Here is a 21,839-nt window from a genome sequence, read left to right as displayed (position 1 = left end):
TGTTACCTTGGCGGCTTTGCTGCTCATCGGCGGCATCGGGCTAAATTTCTGGGCCTGGTCGGTGTCCGGTCTGCCCGCCGCCGGGCCGATCGTCAAATTGCAGACCAACCCGTCGTTTCCGCCGCCGCAAGTGCTTCATTTTTCGACCCTCTCGCTGCCGGGAGTGACGCTGGCGGTCCCTTTTCAGGCCGGCGGTTACGAAATTTCCCGCGTTTTGCCGGGGGAATTGACCGTTTATTATCAGGCGACCGGATCGCCGTCCGAAGCGCGCGTCGCGTTTTTTCCTCAACCTCTAAAAGAACGGTTGCGCATGTTGGCGCCGTTTCCCGGTTCCTGGTTGCTCAATGAGGATTGGTCGCCGGCGCAAGTGCTGCAGGTGCTGCGCACCACTCGCCAACCGTCCCTGAAAACGCGGATCGCGGCCTGGCGCCTGCTGGATTGGATCGGCCGGCGGCAGATTCAGGCCGAAATGATCGCCGAGAGCGGCGGCGGGCGGATGTCCCATCTGTGGAAATGGTCGCGCGGCCCGTTGACCGCGATCGGTCGCGAATACGTTTCGCCGGCCACCGGCCGGCAATGGGTCGCGACCACGCTGTTTCAGGATCAACGGATTTTCGATGTGTGTTTTTCGTTTTCCCAGCCGTTGAGCGACAACCACGCCCTGATCCGCGCCTGGCTGGAAAGCATCAGGGCGACGGGAAACGCGAAGGCCGATAACGAAAGCGGTCTGGCGGAATGCCAGCAACTGGGCGCCGGCGGGCCCGCCGAGCAGGCGATCCGACTTTGCCGCGAACTGTATCTGGTCGCCATCTGGCAAAACAATGGTTATGATTTTGCGACAGCCATGCGGCTGCTGGATCTTTATACGGCGGCCGACGACGCGGTCGGTTTGCGGGCGTTGAAAGACCAGTTGACCATCGCGGAGAATGCCGGGTCGCCGGTCGGTGATCTGCGCGACCGCATCGACCGGCAACTGGTGGATCTGGCGAATGAGAAGAATTCCACCGGCGGCCCGACCACGCCGGCCGCGGAAAACGAGGGGAATGATGAGTGAAGTCTTCGATGTCGTGGTGATCGGAGCGGGCCCGGGTGGTTATGTCGCCGGGATTCGCGCCGCGCAAAAAGGGTTGAAAACCGCGGTGATCGAAAAGGAATCCCTGGGCGGCGAATGCCTGAATCATGGTTGCATTCCCAGCAAGGCGTTGATCCACGTCGCCGACGCCTACGCCGCGATCGGCGATTTCCGGTCCCTGGGTATCGCGGTGGAAAAACCGGCAATTGAATGGCGCAATTCCATCGCCTGGAAGGATCGGATCGTCAAACGCCTGACCACCGGTGTCGGCTCGTTGTTGAAAGCCGCCGGCGCCACGGTGATCGCCGGCGAGGCTTCATTCATTGATGCCAAGACGATTCGCGTCCGCGAGGCCGGTGGTGAGCGTGAACTGACCACCCGCGCGACGATTCTCGCCACCGGCTCGAAACCGTTCGAGGTGCCCGGGCTTCCTTTCGACGGCCAGGTGGTGATTTCCAGCCGTGAAGCTTTGGCGCTCGGTGAAATTCCGCCGCGGCTCATCGTGGTTGGCGGCGGGTACATCGGGATGGAATTGGGAACGGTTTACGCCATGCTCGGCAGCCAGGTCACGGTGGTGGAGTTGCTCGACGGCTTGCTGACCGGCCAGCCGCGCGACGCCGTCAAACTGGTGGAGCGCAACTTGCGGCGGTTGAAGATCAAGACGCTGCTGCAAACCAAGGCGACCGGCCTGGAAGTTGCCGGCGGCATCGGCAAACTGACGGTCGTCGGCCCGGACGGCGCGACGAGCATCCTGGAGGCCGAGAAAATCCTGGTCACGGTCGGCCGCAAACCGTTCACCGGTTCGATCGGCCTGGAAAACACCGCGGTGACGCGCGATTCACGCGGTTTCATCGAGGTGGACGGGCAGCGGCGAACCAAGGACCCGGCGATTTTCGCCATCGGCGACATCGTCCCCGGGCCGATGCTGGCGCACAAAGCCAGCGCGGAGGCGCTGGTGGCCGTGGCGGCGATCGCCGGCGAGAACGCGATTTTTGCGCCGCGCGCCGTCCCCGGGGTCGTCTTCACCGCGCCGGAAATCGCGACAGTCGGGCTATCCAAAGAAGCCGCCGACGCCAGTGGAGTATCGGTCGAGGAAGCCGTTTTTCCGTATCAGGCGCTCGGCAAGGCGCTGACCATGGGCGCCAGCGAGGGGTACTTCAAGTGGATCTACCGCTTGCCGGATCAGGTGATCGTCGGCGCGGAGATCGTCGGCCGTGACGCCTCGGCGTTGATCGGCGAAGCCGCGCTGGCCCTAGAAAACGAATTGACGTTGCACCAGGTCGCCCGGACGATTCACCCGCATCCGACCTTGAGCGAAGGCTGGCATGAGGCCGCCGAACTCGGCCTGGGTTGGCCGATCCACCTGCCGCGCAAATGAAAAAGGGCGCTGCCGGCAGCGCCCTCAGTCGTTTTAATATCCGTTGCTCAGAAAGTGTTCCACCACGACAGCGGGTTGCGGCTGACCGCCCGGAGATTGACCGTGGTCGGCAGCGGCAATGGAATCGTGATGTTGATCAGCGGGATGACCAGGTTCAGGTGCAGCGTCATCTTGCCGGTGATATCCACGACCATCAGGCCTTCCTGGGAGAAGGTGAGATCCCCGGATGCCTTCAGCGACACTTCGTGCTCCAACAGGTTGTTGATGTAACTGTTATCGACGCCGAAATAGGCGAGCATCGACACATCCAAGGCCGTGGTGTGGTGGACCGATTCGGTCGAGGGCGCCAGTCCCGGCTCGATCAAGTCGATGATGATCCGTCCCATCGGCGAGAACAGCCCGTCTTTCGCATCCAGCAGATCGCCCATTCCCAACAGGCCGAAAATCACGCTCAGGTCGACCTGCGTGCTGGTCGAGATCATGCTGATGCCTTGCCCCAGTTCGATGTCGATGTACGGCTGTCCCGACTCGTTGTAGGCCAGGCCCTTGACGTAGGCGATCATGTATCCGACGGCATAGCTCGGGTCGGGAATGAGCGGATTCTTGATGTGGAAAACGTTGGTGTCCTGGTCGGGAATGGTTTCGGTATTGTCGATGGTGCCCGAACCGTTGACGTCGATCACCGGCGAGAGCATCAGGCGCAGCGGCACCCACCGATTGCGCTCCAGGGCGATGAATTCGATCCAGCGCTCGTGGAAGCCGTCGGGCCCGCCCGGCTGATGATCGCGGTCGAGATCCAGTTTGACGCCGGCGTAGTTGGTGATGTCGTCGGTCATCACGATCCGGTAGGTATGGCCGGCGATCAACGGCTCGTTGGGGTAAAACGCGATGCGGTTGAAGAACACCAGCATGGTGCCGGGAACGGATCTTTCGGCGGAGAGGTCGAGCACGTCGAAGCTGTCGCCCAGCACGATGCTGTCGCGATCCATGATCTGGCTGAACCAGACCTCGATCGGCATCTGACCGGCGAAGTATGCCGGATCGCGTCCCGCGCCCGGGCTGGTCGTGCCGATGACCGGCGGTTCCTCGCCCCATTCGATCGCGCCGGTGGTAAAGGTGCGCGCAAGGGGAGTGATGGTTTCGTTGCCGTTGATGTCCGCCAGCCCCGGATCGACCCAGATGGTATAGGTTGAATCCGGCTCCAGCGGCTCCCAGGGCACCAACAGGATTTTGGCGCCGTTCGCGAAAACGTAACGCATCGGAACGATACCGCCGTTGGCGGCGCGCAGGGAAATGGCTTGCGTCGCGCTGGCCGGGGTGACCGGTTCGTCGAACAGCAGATAGATCGCGTTGCCCAGCCGGACACGGGTTTCGTTCGGCGTCGGGCCGGTCATCCGCAGCACCGGCGGGGCGGTGTCCGGCTCGGCTTGCAAGTCGGTGATGGCGTCGGACATGGTCAAGCTCATCATCGTGCGAATGCGTTCGCCGAAAATGAAGAACTCGGCGAAGCCGGCGATTTCCAGCTCCAGGTGGTCGGTGGTCGGATCGACGTAGGCGATGCCCTGCAACCGGGTGCCGAGGATGATCTGCGACATCAGCATGTTCGCGTCGTCCGCGGTGGTGGTGATCGCCGCGTCCAGGGTCAGGGAGACGGAGGCCGGACCGCCGGTGACCGGGGTGTCGACATCGGACGCCTGCAGGAAACCGATCGAATCGGCCAGGACGTGAATCGTGATCTCGCCGGTTTCCAGACCGGTGGGGATTGCGCCGCCGAGCTTCGAGACGATGTTGGTGGCGTGCAGCACCTGGCCCTTGCGAATGATGAGCGGAATCTGGCTGGGGCTCGAACCGGGATCGCCCAACTCGGTTTTCAGTTGTCCGCTGATGTAGGTGCGGGTCGGACCGAGCAACAAGCTGTCGACCAGCATGGAATTGGCGTACTCGCCGGTCAACATGCTGCGCGGCAGATCTTCCGGCATGGCGACGGCTTCGCAACTGCTTTCGGTGCCGAGGGTCGGGCAATTTTCCATCACCAGGCTTTTGCGCGGCTGGCTGCTTTTCACGTGGAACGTGTAGCTGGTTTCCTCGGCCAGCGGTTCGTCGCCGGCGTCCAGAATGCCGCGGGTCAGGGTCAGGGTGTAGTCGCCGGCCTGCAGATCCTCGAAGGGGTCGAACACCACCTGGGTGGCGCGGGCGAAAATCGTGCCGTCCACCACGCTGCCCGCTTCGTCGGTGAGAATGAACGTCTTGCCGTTCACCACCGACTGGCGATTGACCGGTTCGGTGAAATACACGCGGAACGTGTTGAAATCGAAACACGGGTCGTTGTCCGGATCGGGCATCACGGAGGAAACCCGCATCGGCACGCCGTCGAGCGGCATTTCGCCCAGCGTTTCGAAGGCGAGGAACAAGCCGTCCTTCGAGTAAGCCGGCTTTTCGTTGTCGATGCTGCGCAGGTCGTAGGAAATCGTCAATTCGTAGCGGTACATGGGCAGCAACGACTGCGACGGCGTGATGATGAGGTTGCCGCCGGCGATGGCGACGTTGACCGGAATATCGGTGAGTGAGTCGTTGGCTTCGATCCGCTTGAGGGAAACGATGTCCGGGCCGGTGTCGGGATGCAGATCCTTGTTGAAATGGATGATCATCGACCCGGTGACCGGGAACTCGCGCATGTTGGGCGTGGGATAGGTATAGGTGGCCGTGAACGGCAAATCGTTTTGATAGACCGGCGTGGTCTGGTTGTAATCGCCGTTACAACCCAGCATTGCCAGCCAACACAAGGCCGCGGCAATAATCAGCAATCGTCTGATCGACATGGCCGTTTCCTTTCTCTAGTAACGGAGAGTGAGGGTGGCCACGACGCCGTTCATGTAGCCGGAGCTCTCGTATTTCTTGCTGTCGGACGATTCCATGTCGCGCGGCACCAAATATTGCAGGATGTAAGCGGCATCAAATCCGAGCGGATAACGCAACAGCGGCGGATTCTGCCAGTTGTAACCGACGCCGGCGCTGCCGACGTGTTTGGTGTTGTCCAGCATCATGTTCTGGCTCGTCCCGCCTTTCACGATGGGGCTGTCCTCGTAGTAGTAGCCGGACCGCACGAAGAGGTTTTGGATCGGCACGAATTCCAACCCGAGATGCGGCACGAAAATGTCCTTGAATTCGATCGGAATATCGCGGCGGGGCAGGTCGTCAATGGTGATTTCGTCGTCGAAGTCGCCCCAATTCAGCCAGACCACGTCGGCCGCGATGTTCATCCAGTTGAGGGGCCGCCAATAGGTGCCCAGGCCGACCCGGTGCGGGCTGTAGTTGTCTTTGTAATAAAGCTTCATCGGCAACGAGGCCAGCGGGCTGCTGCCGACGTTCGCTTCGGCTTCGACCGTAATGGGTGCCAATTGGCCCCAGTGGCGGCCGTGGAAAGTCGCGCCGATGTCCACCAGATCGAAGTGCAGCAACGCCGAGGCCAGGGGCGCAAAGACCGTGTCGCTTTCCAGGGTGTTCCCCTCGTGCTGGGTCTTGCCCGACAGATCGGTGCTGACGGTGAATTGCGAGGTGGCGTGCAGCGTCGTCAGCACGCCGCCGCCCAGGTACAGCCAGTCGGTGATGCCGAAGCCGAGGGTGGCGTTGAGGGTGAAGCCGAACGAACCGTAGCGGATGTATTCGCCCTCGGGGTTTTGCACGTCGCGAAAACGGATGAAGGCGGCGGTGTTGTCATCCAGGGCGATATTCAAACCGAAGAAGAAGGGGTGCTCGGTTTTAAACAGCGTGTTCAATTTGGTCGCCAGGTTGGCCTGAATGATCTTGTTGGAATGGTCGAAGGTGTAGGGGTCTCCCTTGGGGCCGCCGGAGAATTCAGGCTGCGCGTACAAGTAAGACAGTCCGATCTGCGAGGTTTCCAGCATGGCCATGGCGGCCGGATTGAAAAAGGCGCTCGAGGAATCTCCCGAAAGAGCCGAATACGCGCCGCCGAGAGCGATGCCCCGGGCGCCGAAGCCGTAATTGAGGCCCGTACCGCCCAGGCCGGCGAACGCGGGAATGGCAACAAGCAAAATCAAACAGGTTAGCGCTAAAAGGATTATACGCTGCATCAGGAGAACCCCTTTCGAGAAAAGGCCGAAACCTCTCATCACGATAGGAAGCGCACGGTTTTGCGAATCGTCATGCCAAAGGCATTACTGAACGGACCGTTGCTAAAACTTGAATATCACAATTAACATAGCCCTTGTCAGGGTGTCAAACGACTTTCGGTCGATACCTGATAAAATGCCTGTAATCACGCTGTTATCTTCCGCCCGACCGAGGATGCGTTCCGTGGCGGAAAGGGGCGTGAGCCTCATTTGGCGCCAGGCGCCGGTTCGCTCGCTTTTTGGCGATTTTGCAGTTCCATCGCCATGTCCGCGGCCCAGGCCCGTTGCGCCGCGACCGGCGATTGTTCCGCCACCTGCCGATAGATCTTCAGCGCCTCATCCGCCATGGCCTGCCGCAGCAATAGGTTGGCGAGGTCAACCCGCAAATCATTGAGTTGCGGCGCAGCTTTTTCCAGTAAAGGCATCGCCTGACGATAAAGCGCGATCATCGCCTCGGGACTCAGCTTTTTGCCGTTTTGTTCGATGATCCGCCGAATCGCCTGCAGAGCCTGTCCGGGGTCGGCGCCCTTGGCAATGGCGACGCCGAGCGCGGCGAATCGTTTTCCCGGTTCCTGACCCTCGAGGTCCAACAACGATACGGCGATTTCCGCATTGGCTTTCATGGTTTCCGAGGCCTTGGCGTCGTTGATGACCGCCAGGTAGGCCGCTCTTTCGGCGGCGCGGTTGCCCGCCGCGCGTTCGACCAGCGCCAGATTCAGATTGATGCCGGCGGCTTCTTCCGGGGCGCTGATGGCCAGCAACGCCTCAAAATGCTGCCGCGCCCCCTTCAGATCGCCGGTTTTCCAGGCCACGGTTCCCCATTCCAGCAGGATCATGCGGCGATTCAACAGCCCGGCCTCGCTGATGTGTTGGGTCAGCATTTGAGCGAACAGGGCGTTGCCTTCCTCGCGCTTGCCGGTCCGTATTTGCAGCGCCGCCGTCAGCGTCTGCATTTGCAACCGTTCGGCCTCGCCGAGCGAGAGCGGTTTCAGGCGTTCGAGAACCGCGGCCGCGACATCGTAGCGTTCGGCGTTTTCAGCGGCGCGGGCGTAGCGCAACAACAGTTGGGCGTTGTTTGGCTCGCGGGTGGTCAATTTTTGCAGCCGGTCGACGGCGCCGGGCCAATCGCCAATTTCCTCGGCCTGTCGCGCGGCGGCTTCCTCGTTTTCCGGTTTGGCCGCTGCGGCGTCGGTCGCCGGCGCCGCCGCGGACGGATTCGTCGGGTTCACCGACGGGGAAGAATTCGGCACGAGCCAATAAACCAAAAGCGCCGTCAATAGAATGACCGCCGCACCCAGGATCGCCGCATAGTTTCCGGTTGGTTTATTCACGACAGCTCCTTGTGACTCCAAGCGGGCGATGGTTCGCGGCGGCAAGCCCCGACACTGCGAAAAACCAAGGCCCCGCAAGTCGGCTTCGGTAAAATCGGCGCCGGCCAATCGGCAACGATCGAAACGCGCCCCGGACAAGACGGCCCGGCGAAAGATCGCTCCGGAAAGCCGGCAAGCGCGAAAGGTGGTCCCGGATAAATCCACGCCGGTAAAATCGACGCCGGTCAAATCCAGGTTCGCCGGCTCCAGCCCCGCCAGGCTTCGTCGCTCGCGTAAGGCGAGGAGAATTTCGTCCTTGGTCATGTGCATTGTTTCCTGAAGCGAGAAAAATTATAACTAGGGCATCCGGTGATGACAAATTGTTTTTTCGGCGGAGGCTGAAAAATGGAGAAAAGCGATGGGTGAATACGACGCCTTGCATATTCTGTTCTTTCTGATCCTCGGGTTTGCCGGAGTGGTGATCGCCCTGATGCTGATCAAGCTGGCGTATCGCAACCTGCCGTTGTGGCTGTTCGAACTCTGGCCCCATCTGACGGGATTGCTCGTGGCCGTGGCGTTGCTGTTCAGCGTCGGTTGGGTCGCCGCCCTGGTCGCCGCCGCCGCCGGTTTGGTTTTGGGGATGGTCTGGTCGGGCTTTCTGGAGCAATGCCGCCGCCGCGGGCGCGAACAAAGCCGTCTCGAACGGATTCATTCCGATTTAATCAAATGGGCGCAGAAATAGTCTAACGATCGACACCTGATTGACGACCGGGAAGGTGGGTTGTTACATTCGCGATTCTCATGGACGCACGGAGGAAGCATGCGGCAACAGCGCACGATGATTTTGGTTTTGTTTCTGCTGGTGACGATCGGTTTTGCCGCCGCCTGTGGGCAGACGCGGTCGAAAAACGCGGATTTTTATAATGTTCGCAAAACGACGCTCACCGAATTGGAAAAAAAGCACGCGCTCGAATTGGCGCATGCCTACCTCAAGGGCGAAACGCTTCCCGAGGATCGGGACCGCTACAAGCGGATCTATGCCGATGAAAAACGCGGCGTTTTCGTCAGCCTGCCGCGCGCCAACCAGGCGGCGTTGACCGGCTACGGTTGGGGCGATTCCATTCAAAAAGCCTTGAAAAATGCCGTCGACAACCTCCGGCGGCTGGCCGCCAACGAGGAATTGGACAAGGCCGTTTTACGCATCGATTTGATCGATGAAAGCACCGATGAGCGCTCGTACGAAACCAAGAAGCACTGGAAAGGCGACATCTCCACGCAAGGCGCCATTTTCCAAACCGATCCGCCGGTCGCCTTGCTCCCGCAGGAACTGCAGGATTGGAGCGTGATCGACAAAAAAGGCCGCTACTCCTACTCGATGATGAAAAAATTGTTGCAACATCGCGGCATCGGTCGCGTGGCCCGCGATCAGATCCGCGCCGACCAGCTCACCTACGCGTTGTTCACCACCATTTCCTTCATGGACGACGGCAACGGCGGCGTCTGGAACCTGAAACGCGGTGGCCGGGCCGACGGTTACGACCCCACGCCCGAGCGGCTGAAAAAATCGATCGTCGATACCGGCGAATATTTGAAGCAGGCGGTGAAGGAAGACGGCGAGTTCAACTACCTGTATTACCCGCAAACGCACCGTTATTCCAAGTCGTACAACGAGCTGCGCCATGCCGGCACGACCTTCGCCATGATGCAGATCTATGAAATCACGCAGGATCCCGAAATGCTCGCGGCGGCGAAGCGGGCGCTGGGCTGGTTGCAGAAGCATTCGCGCGGCCCGAACGACGATGACGCGAAAAAAATGGATTGGCAGGCGCTGTTCGATCCGAAAATGGAATATGCCAAACTCGGCGGCGCCGGTTTGTCGCTGCTGGCCTTCAGTTGGTACACCAAAGCGACCGGCGATCGGCAGTACCTGCCGTTGATGGAAGGCTATGCCAAGTTCATCGACTACCTGATGCAGCCCAACGGCGATGTGCGGATGCGGTATTACCTCGCGGCGGCGGATCAGGACAAGAAGGACAAGCCGGTGCTTTATTACCCGGGCGAGGCCTTTTTCGGCCTGGCGACGCTGCACGCCATCGACAACAATCCGCATTGGATCGACGTGGCGTCCAAAGGCATCGACTACATCGCCGACGTGCGCGACGCCAAAATCGACGATGCCCAGATCCCGCACGATCATTGGCTGGGCTATGCCATCAACGAGGTGCACAAATTCAAGCCGAAGGCCAACCAGGTGGCGCATGCCCTACGCATTTTCAAGGCCATGGACGCCAAGTTCAACGATTCGGGTAAGGACGAAACCCTGATCGGCGGTTATTATCGTAACCCGAGTTCGGTGGCGACCGCTTGCCGGTTGGAGGCGACCGGCGCGCTGTATCGTCTGGCGCAACAACTGAACGACGCCAAACAACGGGAACGCTATTTCGAGGTGTTGCAAAAAGGCGCCGCGTTCCTGATGCGCAACCAGTACGATGACGTCAACACCATGTTTTTCACGCATCCGAAGGCGGCGTTCGGCGGCTATATGTTCAGCTACTGGAGCCCGGAAATTCAAATCGATTACGTGCAGCACTCGGTCAGCGCGCTGATCCAAATCTATTACATCACAATGGAAAGGGCGGGACAGGTGCCGCAAGCGTCGGCGACGGAACAACCGGAGGCGTTGAAGCCGGCGGCGTAAGCGCGATTACTCGTTGCCGCATAAAATCAAAAGGCCGGCCCGCGAGGGTCGGCCTCTTGTTTCGGACGCAAACGAGGGGCTAGAAATCCAGGCGCGCCTGGATCTGCAATTCCTTGTCGGCATTGCCTTCGTCATCCGCGCCGGCGAGGTATTCCAAACCGAGGGAAAGCTCTTCCATCAGGTTGGTGCGCAGGAAACCGCCGTAACGGTGATAGCTGACGGCTTCGTATTTCGGATCGTAATACGGGCTGGTCGGGCTGGTGACGCCGAAATAGTCGAGGCCGTTGACCGACTCGTACTTGCCGCCCAACTGCAGCACGCTTTCCCAGAACAACAAGGCCACTTCGGCGTTCATGAAGCTGATCGCGGTATCGTCGCCTTTGGCGTCGAGATAATCTTCCTTGTCGAACTTGCCCGTCGTGGCGTATTCGCCGCGCACGCCCAGGCCGACCAGATCGGAGAAGTAGAACCGGCCGACCAGGTAGCCGCCGTAAAGGGGAACGTTTTCATCGTAGTTGATGGCAGGGCCGTTGAAGAGCGCGTCGAACTGGCCCCAGGTTTCGGTGGCGTCGGTCAGGTAGAAGCCGCCGATGGTCAGGTTGTAACGTTCGAACATCGCCAGCGGATTGACATTGAGGGCCGCCGAGTAGGTGTCGATGATGTCGTTGTCCGGGTTGCCCGACGAACTGACCGTGTCGTGCCGGCCGTTGAACAGGTGGGCGCTGACGCCGAAGTACTTGTGGTTGTAGCCCGCGCCGAGCGCTACCGGGTTGGCATACAGGTTCCGTTGCAGCAGGTTGAAATGCATGCCGAAGGTGTCTTTCGAGACCGTCGGGATGTAATATTTGCCGAAGCGGGCATACAGGCCGTTGCCGTCGCCCAGTTGGAGGTAGCCCTCGTCAAAATACAGCGAACCGGCGGCATTGTTGCCCAGATCCGTATTCGCCCAGTTGACCGGCCCTTCGCCGTAGTAAGCGGTCGCCACGCCGCGTACGGCGGAGAACGGAACCGCGGTGACCGTCAGGCCGGCTTGGTAAAAAACGATGTCGCTTTGATGCGTTTCCTTCAGGTCGCCGTTTTCGGGAGTGAACCAATAAAAACTGGGACGGACGTCGATGTATCCGCCGACTTGGATGTTGCTGGTCCAGTCGGTTTTCACCGCAGTGCCTTCTTCGCCTTCCGCGAAAGCCATTACCGCCAAACCAAATACCAGCGAGAATGCCAACGCAAATACCAAACGTTTCATTTCTCACTCCTGTAGCAAGTCGAATGGAGACGTTTTCGCCACGAGCGACCAACGCCAAATGTTTTCGGATAACACTCTATGGGTAGCCAGATCCGCCTGTTTTGTCAAAGGGTTTTTCTGGCGCCGCTCGTTCCCGCGATCATTTTAAGCACTTTTTCGCCGTGGCGACCAGATTCTCGACCGTAAAACCGAATTTTTCGTACAAGACCCCAAAGGGCGCGCTGAGTCCGAAACGATCCAGGCCGATCACCGCGCCGTCGAGCCCCACGTACTTTTGCCATCCCTGGGTACTGCCGGCTTCGACCGCGACGCGGGCCCGGACCGCCGCGGGCAACACCGTTTCGCGATACGCCGCGTCCTGCCGGTCGAACAACTCCCAGGAAGGCAACGAGACGACGCGGACGGCGAGGCCTTCGGCCGCCAGCTTTTCGCCGGCCGCCAGCGCCAGCGACAGTTCCGATCCCGTGCCGATGAAAATGATCTGTGGGGTTTTTCCGGTCGAATCCCACAACACGTAACCGCCGCGATGCAGGCCGGCCGCCGCGCCGTACTTTGCGCGGTCGAAAATCGGCACGTTCTGCCGGGTCAACAGCAAAGTGGTGGGGCCGTTGTCGCGGGTCAGCGCCGCTTTCCAGGCTTCCACGGTTTCGGCCGCGTCGGCGGGCCGGATCAGCACCAGATTCGGGATCTGCCGCAGCAGCATGGCGTGTTCGATCGGCTGGTGCGTCGGGCCGTCCTCGCCCAAACCGATGCTGTCGTGGCTGAAGAGATAGATCGCCCGGATACCCATCAATGCCGCCAGGCGCATCGGCGTGCGCATGTAATCGGAAAAAGTCAGGAAGGTTCCGGTGTAAGGGATGATGCCGCCGTGCAGGGCGAGGCCGCCGGCGATGGCGCCCATGGCGTGTTCGCGGACACCGAAATGGATGTTGCGGCCGCCGGGATTTTCGGGCGACAACTCGGGTTCGCCTTTGATCCAGGTTTGGTTGCTGGGGGCTAGGTCGGCACTGCCGCCCAGCAGCCAGTCGATTTTCTTCGCGAGCTGATTCAGCACCTTGCCCGAGGCGGCGCGCGTCGCGACCGGCTTGGTTTCACCGGCGAAAAGTTCCGCCAGGCCTTCGTCCCAACCGGCCGGCAGCGCGTTTTCCATCTGGCCGCGCAATTTTTCGGCCAATTCCGGATAAGCCGCGGCATAGGCGGCGAACTTTTGTTGCCATTCGGCTTCGTAACCGGCGCCGCGCTCCACGGCCCGGCCCAGGTATTCGGCCACCTCGGCCGGCACGTGAAACGCCGGCGACAACGGCCAGCCGAGCGTTTCCTTGGTTTTCGCGACTTTTTCCGGGCCCAGGGGAGAGCCGTGGCAATCGGCCTGGCCGGCGAACGGGCTGCCGAAGCCGATGACCGTTTTGACGTGGATCAGGGACGGTTTCTCCGTTTCCTGGCGGGCGAGCGCGATCGCTTTTTCGAGCGCCGCGACATCGTTGCCGTCCACCGGGCCGATCACCTGCCATTCCTGCGCCGCGAAGCGGCGATGGATGTCTTCTGTGAAATTGGTGCCGGTCGATCCCTCGATCTGAATGCCGTTGTCATCGTAAAGATAGATCAGCTTGCCGAGCCGCAGATGACCGGCGAGGCTCGCCGCTTCGTAGCTGATGCCTTCCTGCAAATCGCCGTCGGAAACGATGGCGTAGGTGAAGTGGTCGATGATCGCGTGGCCGGGCCGGTTGTAGCGGGCGGCCAGCCATTTTTCGGCGAGCGCCATGCCGACGCCGTGGGCGAATCCCTGGCCGAGCGGGCCGGTCGTAACCTCGACGCCGGGCACTTCGCCGTATTCCGGGTGCCCCGGAGTCTTGCTGCCCCATTGCCGGAAATTCTTGATGTCGTCGAGCGATAGATCGTATCCCGTCAGGTGCAGCAAAGCGTAGAGCATCGCCGAGGCGTGGCCGGCGGAAAGCACGAACCGATCGCGGTTGAACCAGCGGGGTTGGCGCGGATGATGACGGAGCACCCGGTCCCATAAAACGTAGGCCATCGGCGCCGCGCCGAGCGGCGCGCCCGGGTGGCCGGAATTGGCGGCTTGCACCGCGTCCACCGCCAGAAAACGAATGGTGTTGATCGCCAGTTGATCCAGTTTATGCGGCATGATGATTTACTCCCTCGCGGCTCGCGGCAAATCGTGAACGAACGTGGTTTTTTCCCAATCGGCAACGCTTCGATTTCTTTCCGTGAACGGCGATCAGTATAGCCGCCCGAAAAATAAACGCCAACCAGGGCCGGGCGAGGTTAGGTCAGCGGGCGTGTTGTTTCAGCCGATCGATCAGCCTCGGCAGGGTTTCGCCGGCCGGACCGAGAACCAACAGATCCAGGGTGTCGGACAAGTCCGTTTCCTCGACATTAAATTCGGCCACGTAGGCATTTTGCTGCTTGGCCAGCAACGCCAGCGAGGCCGCCGGTTGCACTTGAGCGCTGGTGCCGATCACCAGGAATACTTGGCAAGCGCGCAAGGCGTGCGCCGCCTCGCCGATTTTATTGACCGATTCGCCGAACCAGACCACTCCCGGCCGCACCAGGGCGCCGCAGCGTTGGCAATGAGTGGGAAAAGGCACGATCCCATCCAGATGCGGATGAGGGCTGTCGCACTGCGAACAACGGGTGGCGAACAGGTTGCCATGCAACTCCAGGATATTTTTCATGCCGACCCGCTGCGCAAGGTTGTCCACGTTCTGGGTGATGTGCAGGAAGTCCGGGACCAGTTCTTCCAGTTCGCGCAAGGCGTAGTGCGCCGGATTGGGTTCGCAAGCCAGCGCGTCGGTCCGCCGCTGGTTGTAAAACCCCCACACCATTTCCGGATCGCGTTCGAAGGCTTCGGGGGTGGCGATTTCGAAGATGTTGTATTTCTGCCAAAGTCCGTCGGCGCCGCGAAACGTGGGGATGCCGCTCTCGGCCGACAAGCCGGCGCCGGACAAGACCACGATTTTTTTCGCCTGCCCGATCCGCCGCGCCAGTTCCGTGATTTTTTCTTCCATCGGGTTCATTCCTTGCCCAACCGCAGCAATTTGCGGGTAAACGCCGCCAGGGCGAGATCGGCCGGCGGTTTCAGCGGGTCGATCCAACGATGCGGCCGCGCGAGTGTCGGTTCCATCCGGTCGAGCCGGCCGCGATAAACCGTGGCGATCAACCGGCGGTGGCTCAGTTGATGTTCCGCTTTCCCGACGCGATCCCATTTTGCCGGGGATGCGCCGAGCAACTCGCGGCAAAAGCCGCTCAATTCTTGTTTATCGACACGAATCGAATCCCGGCGGTTAGCCGCGATCTGCGGCAATGCCCACAAACCGCCGAACAAGCCTATCGATTCATTGCGCAACAGCAGAACCCGTCCGTGGCGGTTGAAAATCGCCGCGACTAGCAAGTCGACCGCGCGAGCCGGCGCCGCTTTTCCGCGCCTCGGCAGAATTTCGGTTTTCTCCTGCGCCAGGGCCAGACATTGCCGCCGTAGCGGACAGGAACCGCAGGCCGGACGGGTGGGCGTGCAAATCAGCGCGCCCAGTTCCATCAGGCCCTCATTGAAAAGATGAGGATTACGCTCCGGCACCAATTCGGCCGCCAGCCGCCAAAGAACATGCCGCGTTTCCGTCGAACGGATATCCGTTTCGAGGGCGAACAACCGCGCCAGCACGCGACTGACGTTGCCGTCCAGAATCGGGGCCGATTGCCGGAAAGCAAGGGAAAGGATGGCGCCGGCGGTGTAGCGGCCGATGCCGGGCAACGACTGCAAGGCCGCCGAATCGTGCGGCAGTTCGCCGGCGAAATCGTCGACGAGCATTCGCGCCGCGCGCCAAAGATGACGCGCCCGGCTGTAATAGCCCAGCCCCGACCAGAGCGCCAGGACGTCATCCTCGGAAGCGGCGGCGAGGGCAGCGATATCCGGAAACCGCGTCGTGAATCGCTCGAAATACGGCAATACGGTCTCCAAGCGCGTCTGTTGGGCCATGATCTCGCAGACCCAGACGCGGTATGGCGTCGGTTCGCTTCGCCAGGGAAATTCGCGGGCATTGGCGCGGAACCAAGCCGTTAATTGTCGCCGCAACGCGTTTTTTCGGATGGGGGTGAGACTCGGGGCCGTGGTTCTCATTTCGCCTTTAATATAACCCGATCGGCCCCGGCCTTCATCCGGAATATCGCTCAAAGCTCACGCGGGTTGGAGATATAGCTCGGGTATTCCAAATTGCCGGGGGAGGTCAATCGTGCTAAAGCGGACGAAACCAAGGGGATTTTTCGGCCCATGAATATTCCGCTGATCGTCACGCTGGTCCTGGTCGGTTTATTCAATCTGCTTTTCCCGATCGTCGCTGGGATTATCTGGCGTAAGAAAACCGACGGGAAGTGGCTTTATTTCATCCTCGGGTACGTGACTTTTTTCGTCTTTCAGATCATGACCCGCGTCCCGGCGGTTCAGCTCGCTTCGCATTTTTTGGCGGATTGGATCAAAAGCAGCCCCGTGATCGAATGGTCGTGGCTGGTCATGCTGTGCTTCACCGCCGGTCTGTTTGAAGAAAGCGGCCGTTATCTGGTGCTGCGGTATATCTTGAAACCGCCGCATCGCTGGCACAACGGCGTGTTTTTCGGCCTCGGGCACAGCGGTATGGAAATGCTGTTCCTCGGCTTCGGCTCGATGATCGGCAACCTGTACCTGTTGTTCGCGCCCGTGGCGAAATTGCCGGCGGCCGTCCAGGAGGTCCGGGCGCAACTGGAAGTGCTGCCGCTCTACATGCCGCTGGTCGGCAGCGTGGAAAGAATCCTGGCCACCTTCGCCCACATTGCGTTCACCTTGCTCGTTCTGCGGGCGGTTCGGGCCGGCCGGCGCGCCGTTCGCTGGTGGCTGGCGGCGATCGCCGCCCACGGCTTGTTGAATCTGGTCGCGGTCACCGCGATGAAACTCGCCAATATCTGGGTTGCGGAAGGATTGCTGGTTCTACTGACCGGAGTCGCCATTTGGTGGATTCGGCATGAAAAACTGGCCGAGCCCGAAATTTCATCCCCGGAACCGACTTTGATCGCCGACCAACCGCAATAACCCGCCGGCGACGGATCTTGACCGCCTAAGAAAAAGGCCGCCCCCCGAAGGGGACGGCCTTTTGTTTCAACGGTAGCGCGGTTTTATCAGCAACCGCAGCCGGAATCGTCGTTGTCGTCGTCGTCGCCGCTGTCGTTGTCATCATCGGCGGCATCATCGTCGGCCGCGTCGTCGTCGGCGACATCGTCATCGCCGGCATCGTCGTCGCCGGTGGTGTCGTCGTCATCCGGGCTGGCGTCGTCGTTGTCGTCGTCATCGTCATCCGGAGCCGTATCGTCGTCGTCATCGTCATCGCCGGTGCCGTCGGGCCAACCGGTCACTTCGATGTTGTCGATGCCCCAGAAGTAGCCCATCAGGGCGCTGGCGCCGTAGTGATAGCGGAACTTGAAGTGAGCCCGGCCCTCGACGGTGGCGGGCAGCGTCAGCGCTTCCTCGCCTTCCGCGTCGTCGTTGTATTTTTTCAGTTGGGTCCAGGTGGTGCCGTTGTCGGCGGAGATGTCGACGATCACCGTTTCAAACAGGCCGCCCTTCCAATACTCGTGCGAATAGCGCAGTTCGAGATCGGTGTAGTGGCGCGTATCGATGCTCGGAGAGGTCAGGTAATCGTCGAAGTTGCCGAAGATGCAGGTCGAGCAGTCGGCGATCACGAAGTTGTCCTGCCAATAGGGCGAGGAGCGCTCGCCGGGGTTGTCGACCGTCCAGGTGCCGCTGCAACCGCCGTTGACGATTTCCCAGTCGCCGATGGCCTTGGAATCCCAATCCTCGGTGAAGAGGCGGTCCGGGCCGACGGGCAGGGCGTCGAGTTCGATGGTGTTGTCGTCTTCGTTGCCCACGGTGTCGGCCGCGCGCACCACATAGTAGTAGGTGGTGCCGTTTTCGGCGGTTTCATCGGTGTAGGTCAGCGCGCTGGTTGAAGCCAACGGGGTGTCAAAAGCGTAGACGCCGGAAGTCAGCGAACGATAGATGTAATAAACGACCGGGTTGAGGTCGGACGCGGCGTTCCAGCCCAGGACGACCTGGTAGTCGCCCGGGGTGGCGGATTGCAGGCCCGCGAAGGTCGGCGCGAGGCAATCGGCGGTGGCCGTGTCGGTCTTGGTCACGTTGGTGTGCCCGTTGCCGTCATTCGCGTCGATGTAGGTGGCGGTGATCGTGTCGCCGTCGGCCAGATCGAGATCGGCCGCCGCGACGGTCGTCACGGTGCCGCGGTAGATGTGCGCGTTGGAGGTTTCGGCCAAAGCGACGGTGATGCCCGCCGGCACGCTGGTGCTGGCGACGTTCACGTTGATGCTTGCGCCGGTCAGATCCTCGTCGGTCACGGTGATGGTGATGATGTCGTCGCAGCTGTAGTAGCCGTCGCGATCCAGCACGATGCGGCCGTCCGGGGTGATCATGTGGACGGTCAGCCAGTTGTAGGCCTCGATCATGTCGATGCGACCGCGGCCGAAGGTGTTATCCTCGCCCGCGGTGCCCAGGTCGACGGCCGACATGTACAGCGCGGTCTTGATGTCTTCCGGAGTGGCTTCCGGGTAGGCCTGCTTGAGCAGAACCACCGCGCCGGCGACGTGCGGGGTCGCCATCGAGGTGCCGCTCATCAGTTGGTAGCCGCCACCCGGCATGGCGCTGCGCACGTCGACGCCGACCGCGGAGACTTCGGGTTTGATCGTCGTGCCGTCGCAATCCGACGGACCACGGCTGGAGAAGCTCGCGGCGGTCGTGCCGTCCTGGTTCAGGGCGGCGATCGAGAAGACCTGCACGTCGCTCATGATCTGGTTGCCCGGCGAACGCAGGGTTCGCGAACTCGATCCTTCGTTGCCGGCCGCGAACACCACGGTCACGCCGGCCGCCTCGCAGCCGACGATCGAGGCGTTGAAGTCGTTGCGGCAGGAACCGTAATAGCTCTGGGACAAGCCCCACGAATTATTGACCACGTCGGGAACGTCGTCCATGGTGCTCGGATTTTCGTCCGGATCCGCCGCCCATTCGAACGCGGCGACCGCGTCGGTGAAGATGTTGCCGCCCGGGGTGTCGATCGTCTTGGCGCCGATCCATTTCGCGCCCGGCGCCATGCCGATCTGGTTGCTGCCGCCGTCGTCGCCCAGGATGGTGCCCAGGGTGTGGGTGCCGTGCTGGCCGGAGTCGGACGGGGTGGTTTCGTTGTAGACCGGATCGAACCAGGCTTCCGCCGGGGTGACGCCCGCGTCATTGCCGCGCCAACGGCTACCGAACGCCGGGTGCGTGCTATCGGCGCCGGTGTCCTGGTCGCAGGCCAGGCGGCCGGTGCCGTCGATGCCGATGTTCCACAGTTCCGGCGCGCGCGAAACGGTGATGCCGTTTTCAACGCCCTTGCCGGCCGCCGCGGAGCTTTTCACCGCCACCGGCGTGATCAATTCGATCTGGTAATCCAGGAAAATCGAGCTGATGTCCGGGTGATCTTTCAATTCGTTCAGGAACGTCGGCTTGATGGTCAGCGCCACCGCGTTGGCGATCCAGAAGGGGTGAATGCTCTTCACCAGATTCGCGGCCTTGGCCGAGCGCATCTCGCTCAGAAATTCCGGCTGGGTTTCCGCCGCTTTTTCCTGCAACGCCGTAATCACTTCGTAGTGCCGGCGGGCGAGGCTGGCGTTTTCTTCTTTCAGTTCGGCCAACAGGCCGCGCAGATCGACCTGGTCTTGGAGTACGACGTAAACGCCTACCCAATCGTCCTGGCCGTTTTCGGATATTTCCTTCGTCAGATTGGGATCGACCCAAGCCGCCTGTGCTCCGGTCGCTCCCACGAAGAAAAGAAGCAACATGAAGGGGATGATTCTTCTAAGCATGTAGTAGCCCTCTGCTAGTGTGGATCCTGCGGATAAACCGACCCGTTGGTTTACCGTTTCCCTAACCGTAAAGCCGAAACGACACCTCGTGTGCCGTTCGCTTTGACTGACGGATTATAAGACGTAAAAAAAGAATTTCAATTCCTTTACTTGTGGCGCGGAAAAAACCGGATCGGCCGTCACGGCTTGGTCGGGTAGTAACCCATCAAGGTGGCTTTGGCGATGGTCGCTTGATCCAACTCACTCTGAATCTCCCCTACCGACTGATGGCTCGCCGGTTTGGCGAATTCCTTGCTCAGGGCATGGAGAGTGAAAATGTAGCGGTGCGATTGGCCGGCCGGCGGGCAGGGGCCGCCATAGCCGATTTCCTCTCGATAATTGAGCGTTTCCCAGGATCCACTCGGCAAGTTCTGGCCGCCGATCCCCTCGTTGAGTTGCCCCGAGTCGTTCGGGATGTTGATCAATCCCCAATGAACGACCGTCCCGTTCGGCGCGTCCGGATCTTTCAGCGTCAGGGCAAAGGCGAGGGTTTCCGCCGGCGCGTTGCTCCAGGCCAGGGGAATCGAAAGGTTTTGTCCGCCTTTTTCCGCGCAGGCGTACTTGAGGGGAATCGTTCCCGCGCTCACGTAGGCCGGGGAGGTCAGAGCGAACGAACCGGCGGCCGCGGGCGTCGAATCGTTGCCGGTCGAGTCGCTGTCGTCGCTTGCCCCGCCACAGTCGCAATTGACCAGGAACAAACCGCCCGTCAATACCAAAAAAATCGCGAAAAGCACCGACACGTTTTTCATGGCCTTCTCCTTGAATCATGCTTATAGTGGCGCTTCACCGGCAGTCGAACAATTGGTCTGCGAGGAAAATAATGACCCGTTTTTGTCCAAGCAAGCGAACCCATATTTTATCGGTGTCAGGAGTGGACAATGGCGATTTTTCTAATCACCGGAGCATCGTCGGGAATGGGCGCCGCCATGGCGCGTTTGTTGTGCGACCGCGGCCAGACGGTTTACGGATTGGCGCGTCGAGTGGAAGTGCTTAACGAGACCGCGAAGCGATATCCCGACCGTTTCTTCGCCTTCGCCTGCGACGTTACCCGATACGAGGACGTCAAGGCCGTTTGCGCCCAATTGCCGCAAGTGCCGGATGTGGCGATCTTAAATGCCGGGATCGGCGATCTTGATCCGCCCGAGGCGATCAACCTTGCCGTGCACCAGCGAACCTTCGCCACCAACTATTTCGGTGTTCTTCACGTCATGAATGAATTGTATCCCCGCATGGCGCAACGGGGCTCGGGAAAGTTCGTCGCGATGTCCAGTCTGGCCGCATACCGCGGATTGCCCGGCGCGGCCGCCTATTGCGCCAGCAAAGCGGCGGTTTCGGTCTTGATGGAATCATTCCGCGTGACCTACGGTCGAAAGAGCGGGATCGAGTTTCTGGTCGTGCATCCGGGATTCGTCGCCACGCCCATGACGGCGAAAAACAAAGAGAAAATGCTTTTCCTCTGGTCGGCGGAGAAGGCGGCGGACTATATTCTGGCCGGGATCGAACGCAATCGGTTGACGATCAATTTCCCGCTGCCGATGCGAATCGGCATGGGCTTTTTGCGCTTCGTGCCCGCCGGCCTCTTTCGCCGGGTCGCCGGCCTGAAAAAATAAAGATGACGGGCTCCGTTTGGAACCCGCCAGAAGAGAGGATGGATAGAAGCCCTTTAAGTGAGGGAATGATTCCCTCGCTGACGAGTGGAAGGCTTTGTTTCAGGTCCAGAGTCGCGGTATCCTGCCTTCCAATCAAATAGTCGGGATCGTTTGCGCCTGCCTTACATTAATTATTAAGAACCATTCCTGATAAGCGCGACAATTATCGCCACTTCTTTCTACGCGCCGAAAAGCAAAAGCGGCCGAGAGGCACTGGCCCCCGACCGCTCGATTCGGTTCAGCCGTGACGAATTATTCCTCGGAACAACCGGGGTTTGTCGAGCCTCCGAACGGCTCGGTGTAGAGGATATTGACCGCGTTGGCGTGGACGGTCATTCCTCTCGATGGATAAGAAACGCCGTCCGTCAAGGTGACAGTAGCGCTGGTCGGAGAACTTGACACGGGATACCCGAGAATCCAGAAACTG

At 60.6% G+C, this 21,839-nt stretch carries 15 protein-coding genes; 6 read left to right on the top strand and 9 right to left on the bottom strand.

Annotated elements, in window-relative coordinates; genetic code table 11:
• Nucleotides 1-7: 7 nt before the first annotated feature.
• Nucleotides 8-1,054 carry a hypothetical protein gene (locus tag GX444_20920; GenBank protein ID NLH51047.1) on the top strand — a complete coding sequence of 349 codons (1,047 nt, stop codon included), beginning with the start codon at nucleotides 8-10 and terminating at the stop codon, nucleotides 1,052-1,054.
• Entirely contained in the window at nucleotides 1,044-2,450 is a 1,407-nt protein-coding gene (gene lpdA, locus GX444_20915) for a dihydrolipoyl dehydrogenase (GenBank protein NLH51046.1), read from the top strand. The genes GX444_20920 and lpdA overlap by 11 nt, the downstream gene beginning before the upstream one ends.
• A gap of 47 nt (nucleotides 2,451-2,497) precedes the next feature.
• Here the strand turns inward: lpdA and GX444_20910 are convergent, their stop codons facing one another.
• From GX444_20910 to GX444_20900, 3 genes are all read right to left on the bottom strand, one after another.
• Entirely contained in the window at nucleotides 2,498-5,269 is a 2,772-nt protein-coding gene (locus GX444_20910) for an Ig-like domain-containing protein (GenBank protein ID NLH51045.1), read from the bottom strand.
• Between the two features lie 15 nt (nucleotides 5,270-5,284).
• Nucleotides 5,285-6,541 (bottom strand): hypothetical protein, encoded by a 1,257-nt coding sequence (locus GX444_20905; protein NLH51044.1) that lies wholly within the window; start codon nucleotides 6,539-6,541, stop codon nucleotides 5,285-5,287.
• A 245-nt stretch (nucleotides 6,542-6,786) separates the two neighbouring features.
• Nucleotides 6,787-8,214, bottom strand: a complete 1,428-nt coding sequence (locus GX444_20900; GenBank protein NLH51043.1) for a hypothetical protein — start codon at nucleotides 8,212-8,214, stop codon at nucleotides 6,787-6,789.
• Nucleotides 8,215-8,308: 94 nt separating this feature from the next.
• Here GX444_20900 and GX444_20895 point away from each other — a divergent pair, with 94 nt between their 5' ends.
• On the top strand, nucleotides 8,309-8,632 hold the full coding sequence (locus GX444_20895) for a hypothetical protein (GenBank protein ID NLH51042.1): 324 nt from the start codon (nucleotides 8,309-8,311) through the stop codon (nucleotides 8,630-8,632).
• A gap of 78 nt (nucleotides 8,633-8,710) precedes the next feature.
• Nucleotides 8,711-10,588 (top strand): hypothetical protein, encoded by a 1,878-nt coding sequence (locus GX444_20890; GenBank protein ID NLH51041.1) that lies wholly within the window; start codon nucleotides 8,711-8,713, stop codon nucleotides 10,586-10,588.
• A gap of 79 nt (nucleotides 10,589-10,667) precedes the next feature.
• Here GX444_20890 and GX444_20885 read toward each other — a convergent pair whose 3' ends face one another.
• The 4 genes from GX444_20885 to mutY form a co-directional block, all read right to left on the bottom strand.
• Nucleotides 10,668-11,834, bottom strand: a complete 1,167-nt coding sequence (locus GX444_20885; GenBank protein NLH51040.1) for a hypothetical protein — start codon at nucleotides 11,832-11,834, stop codon at nucleotides 10,668-10,670.
• Nucleotides 11,835-11,973: 139 nt separating this feature from the next.
• On the bottom strand, nucleotides 11,974-13,977 hold the full coding sequence (gene tkt / locus GX444_20880; protein NLH51039.1) for a transketolase: 2,004 nt from the start codon (nucleotides 13,975-13,977) through the stop codon (nucleotides 11,974-11,976).
• Between the two features lie 145 nt (nucleotides 13,978-14,122).
• A complete protein-coding gene (locus GX444_20875) occupies nucleotides 14,123-14,860 on the bottom strand; it encodes an NAD-dependent deacylase (protein ID NLH51038.1) in 738 nt (245 codons plus the stop codon).
• Nucleotides 14,861-14,865: 5 nt separating this feature from the next.
• Entirely contained in the window at nucleotides 14,866-15,921 is a 1,056-nt protein-coding gene (mutY, locus tag GX444_20870) for an A/G-specific adenine glycosylase (protein NLH51037.1), read from the bottom strand.
• A 195-nt stretch (nucleotides 15,922-16,116) separates the two neighbouring features.
• Here mutY and GX444_20865 point away from each other — a divergent pair, with 195 nt between their 5' ends.
• Nucleotides 16,117-16,908: a YhfC family intramembrane metalloprotease gene (locus GX444_20865; GenBank protein ID NLH51036.1), complete on the top strand. Its 792-nt coding sequence runs from the start codon at nucleotides 16,117-16,119 to the stop codon at nucleotides 16,906-16,908.
• A gap of 86 nt (nucleotides 16,909-16,994) precedes the next feature.
• On the opposite strand, the gene GX444_20860 is transcribed toward GX444_20865, so the two are convergent.
• On the bottom strand, nucleotides 16,995-19,724 hold the full coding sequence (locus tag GX444_20860) for a S8 family serine peptidase (GenBank protein NLH51035.1): 2,730 nt from the start codon (nucleotides 19,722-19,724) through the stop codon (nucleotides 16,995-16,997).
• Between the two features lie 179 nt (nucleotides 19,725-19,903).
• Nucleotides 19,904-20,512: a YbhB/YbcL family Raf kinase inhibitor-like protein gene (locus GX444_20855; protein NLH51034.1), complete on the bottom strand. Its 609-nt coding sequence runs from the start codon at nucleotides 20,510-20,512 to the stop codon at nucleotides 19,904-19,906.
• 129 nt (nucleotides 20,513-20,641) lie between these two features.
• On the opposite strand from GX444_20855, the gene GX444_20850 reads away from it, so the two are divergent.
• Nucleotides 20,642-21,373 (top strand): SDR family NAD(P)-dependent oxidoreductase, encoded by a 732-nt coding sequence (locus GX444_20850; protein NLH51033.1) that lies wholly within the window; start codon nucleotides 20,642-20,644, stop codon nucleotides 21,371-21,373.
• Nucleotides 21,374-21,839 lie beyond the last annotated feature (466 nt).

The sequence above is a fragment of the Myxococcales bacterium genome, from assembly GCA_012517325.1.
Taxonomy (GTDB): Bacteria; Lernaellota; Lernaellaia; order Lernaellales; family Lernaellaceae; genus JAAYVF01.
This window is presented reverse-complemented; position numbering and strand designations above follow the sequence as displayed.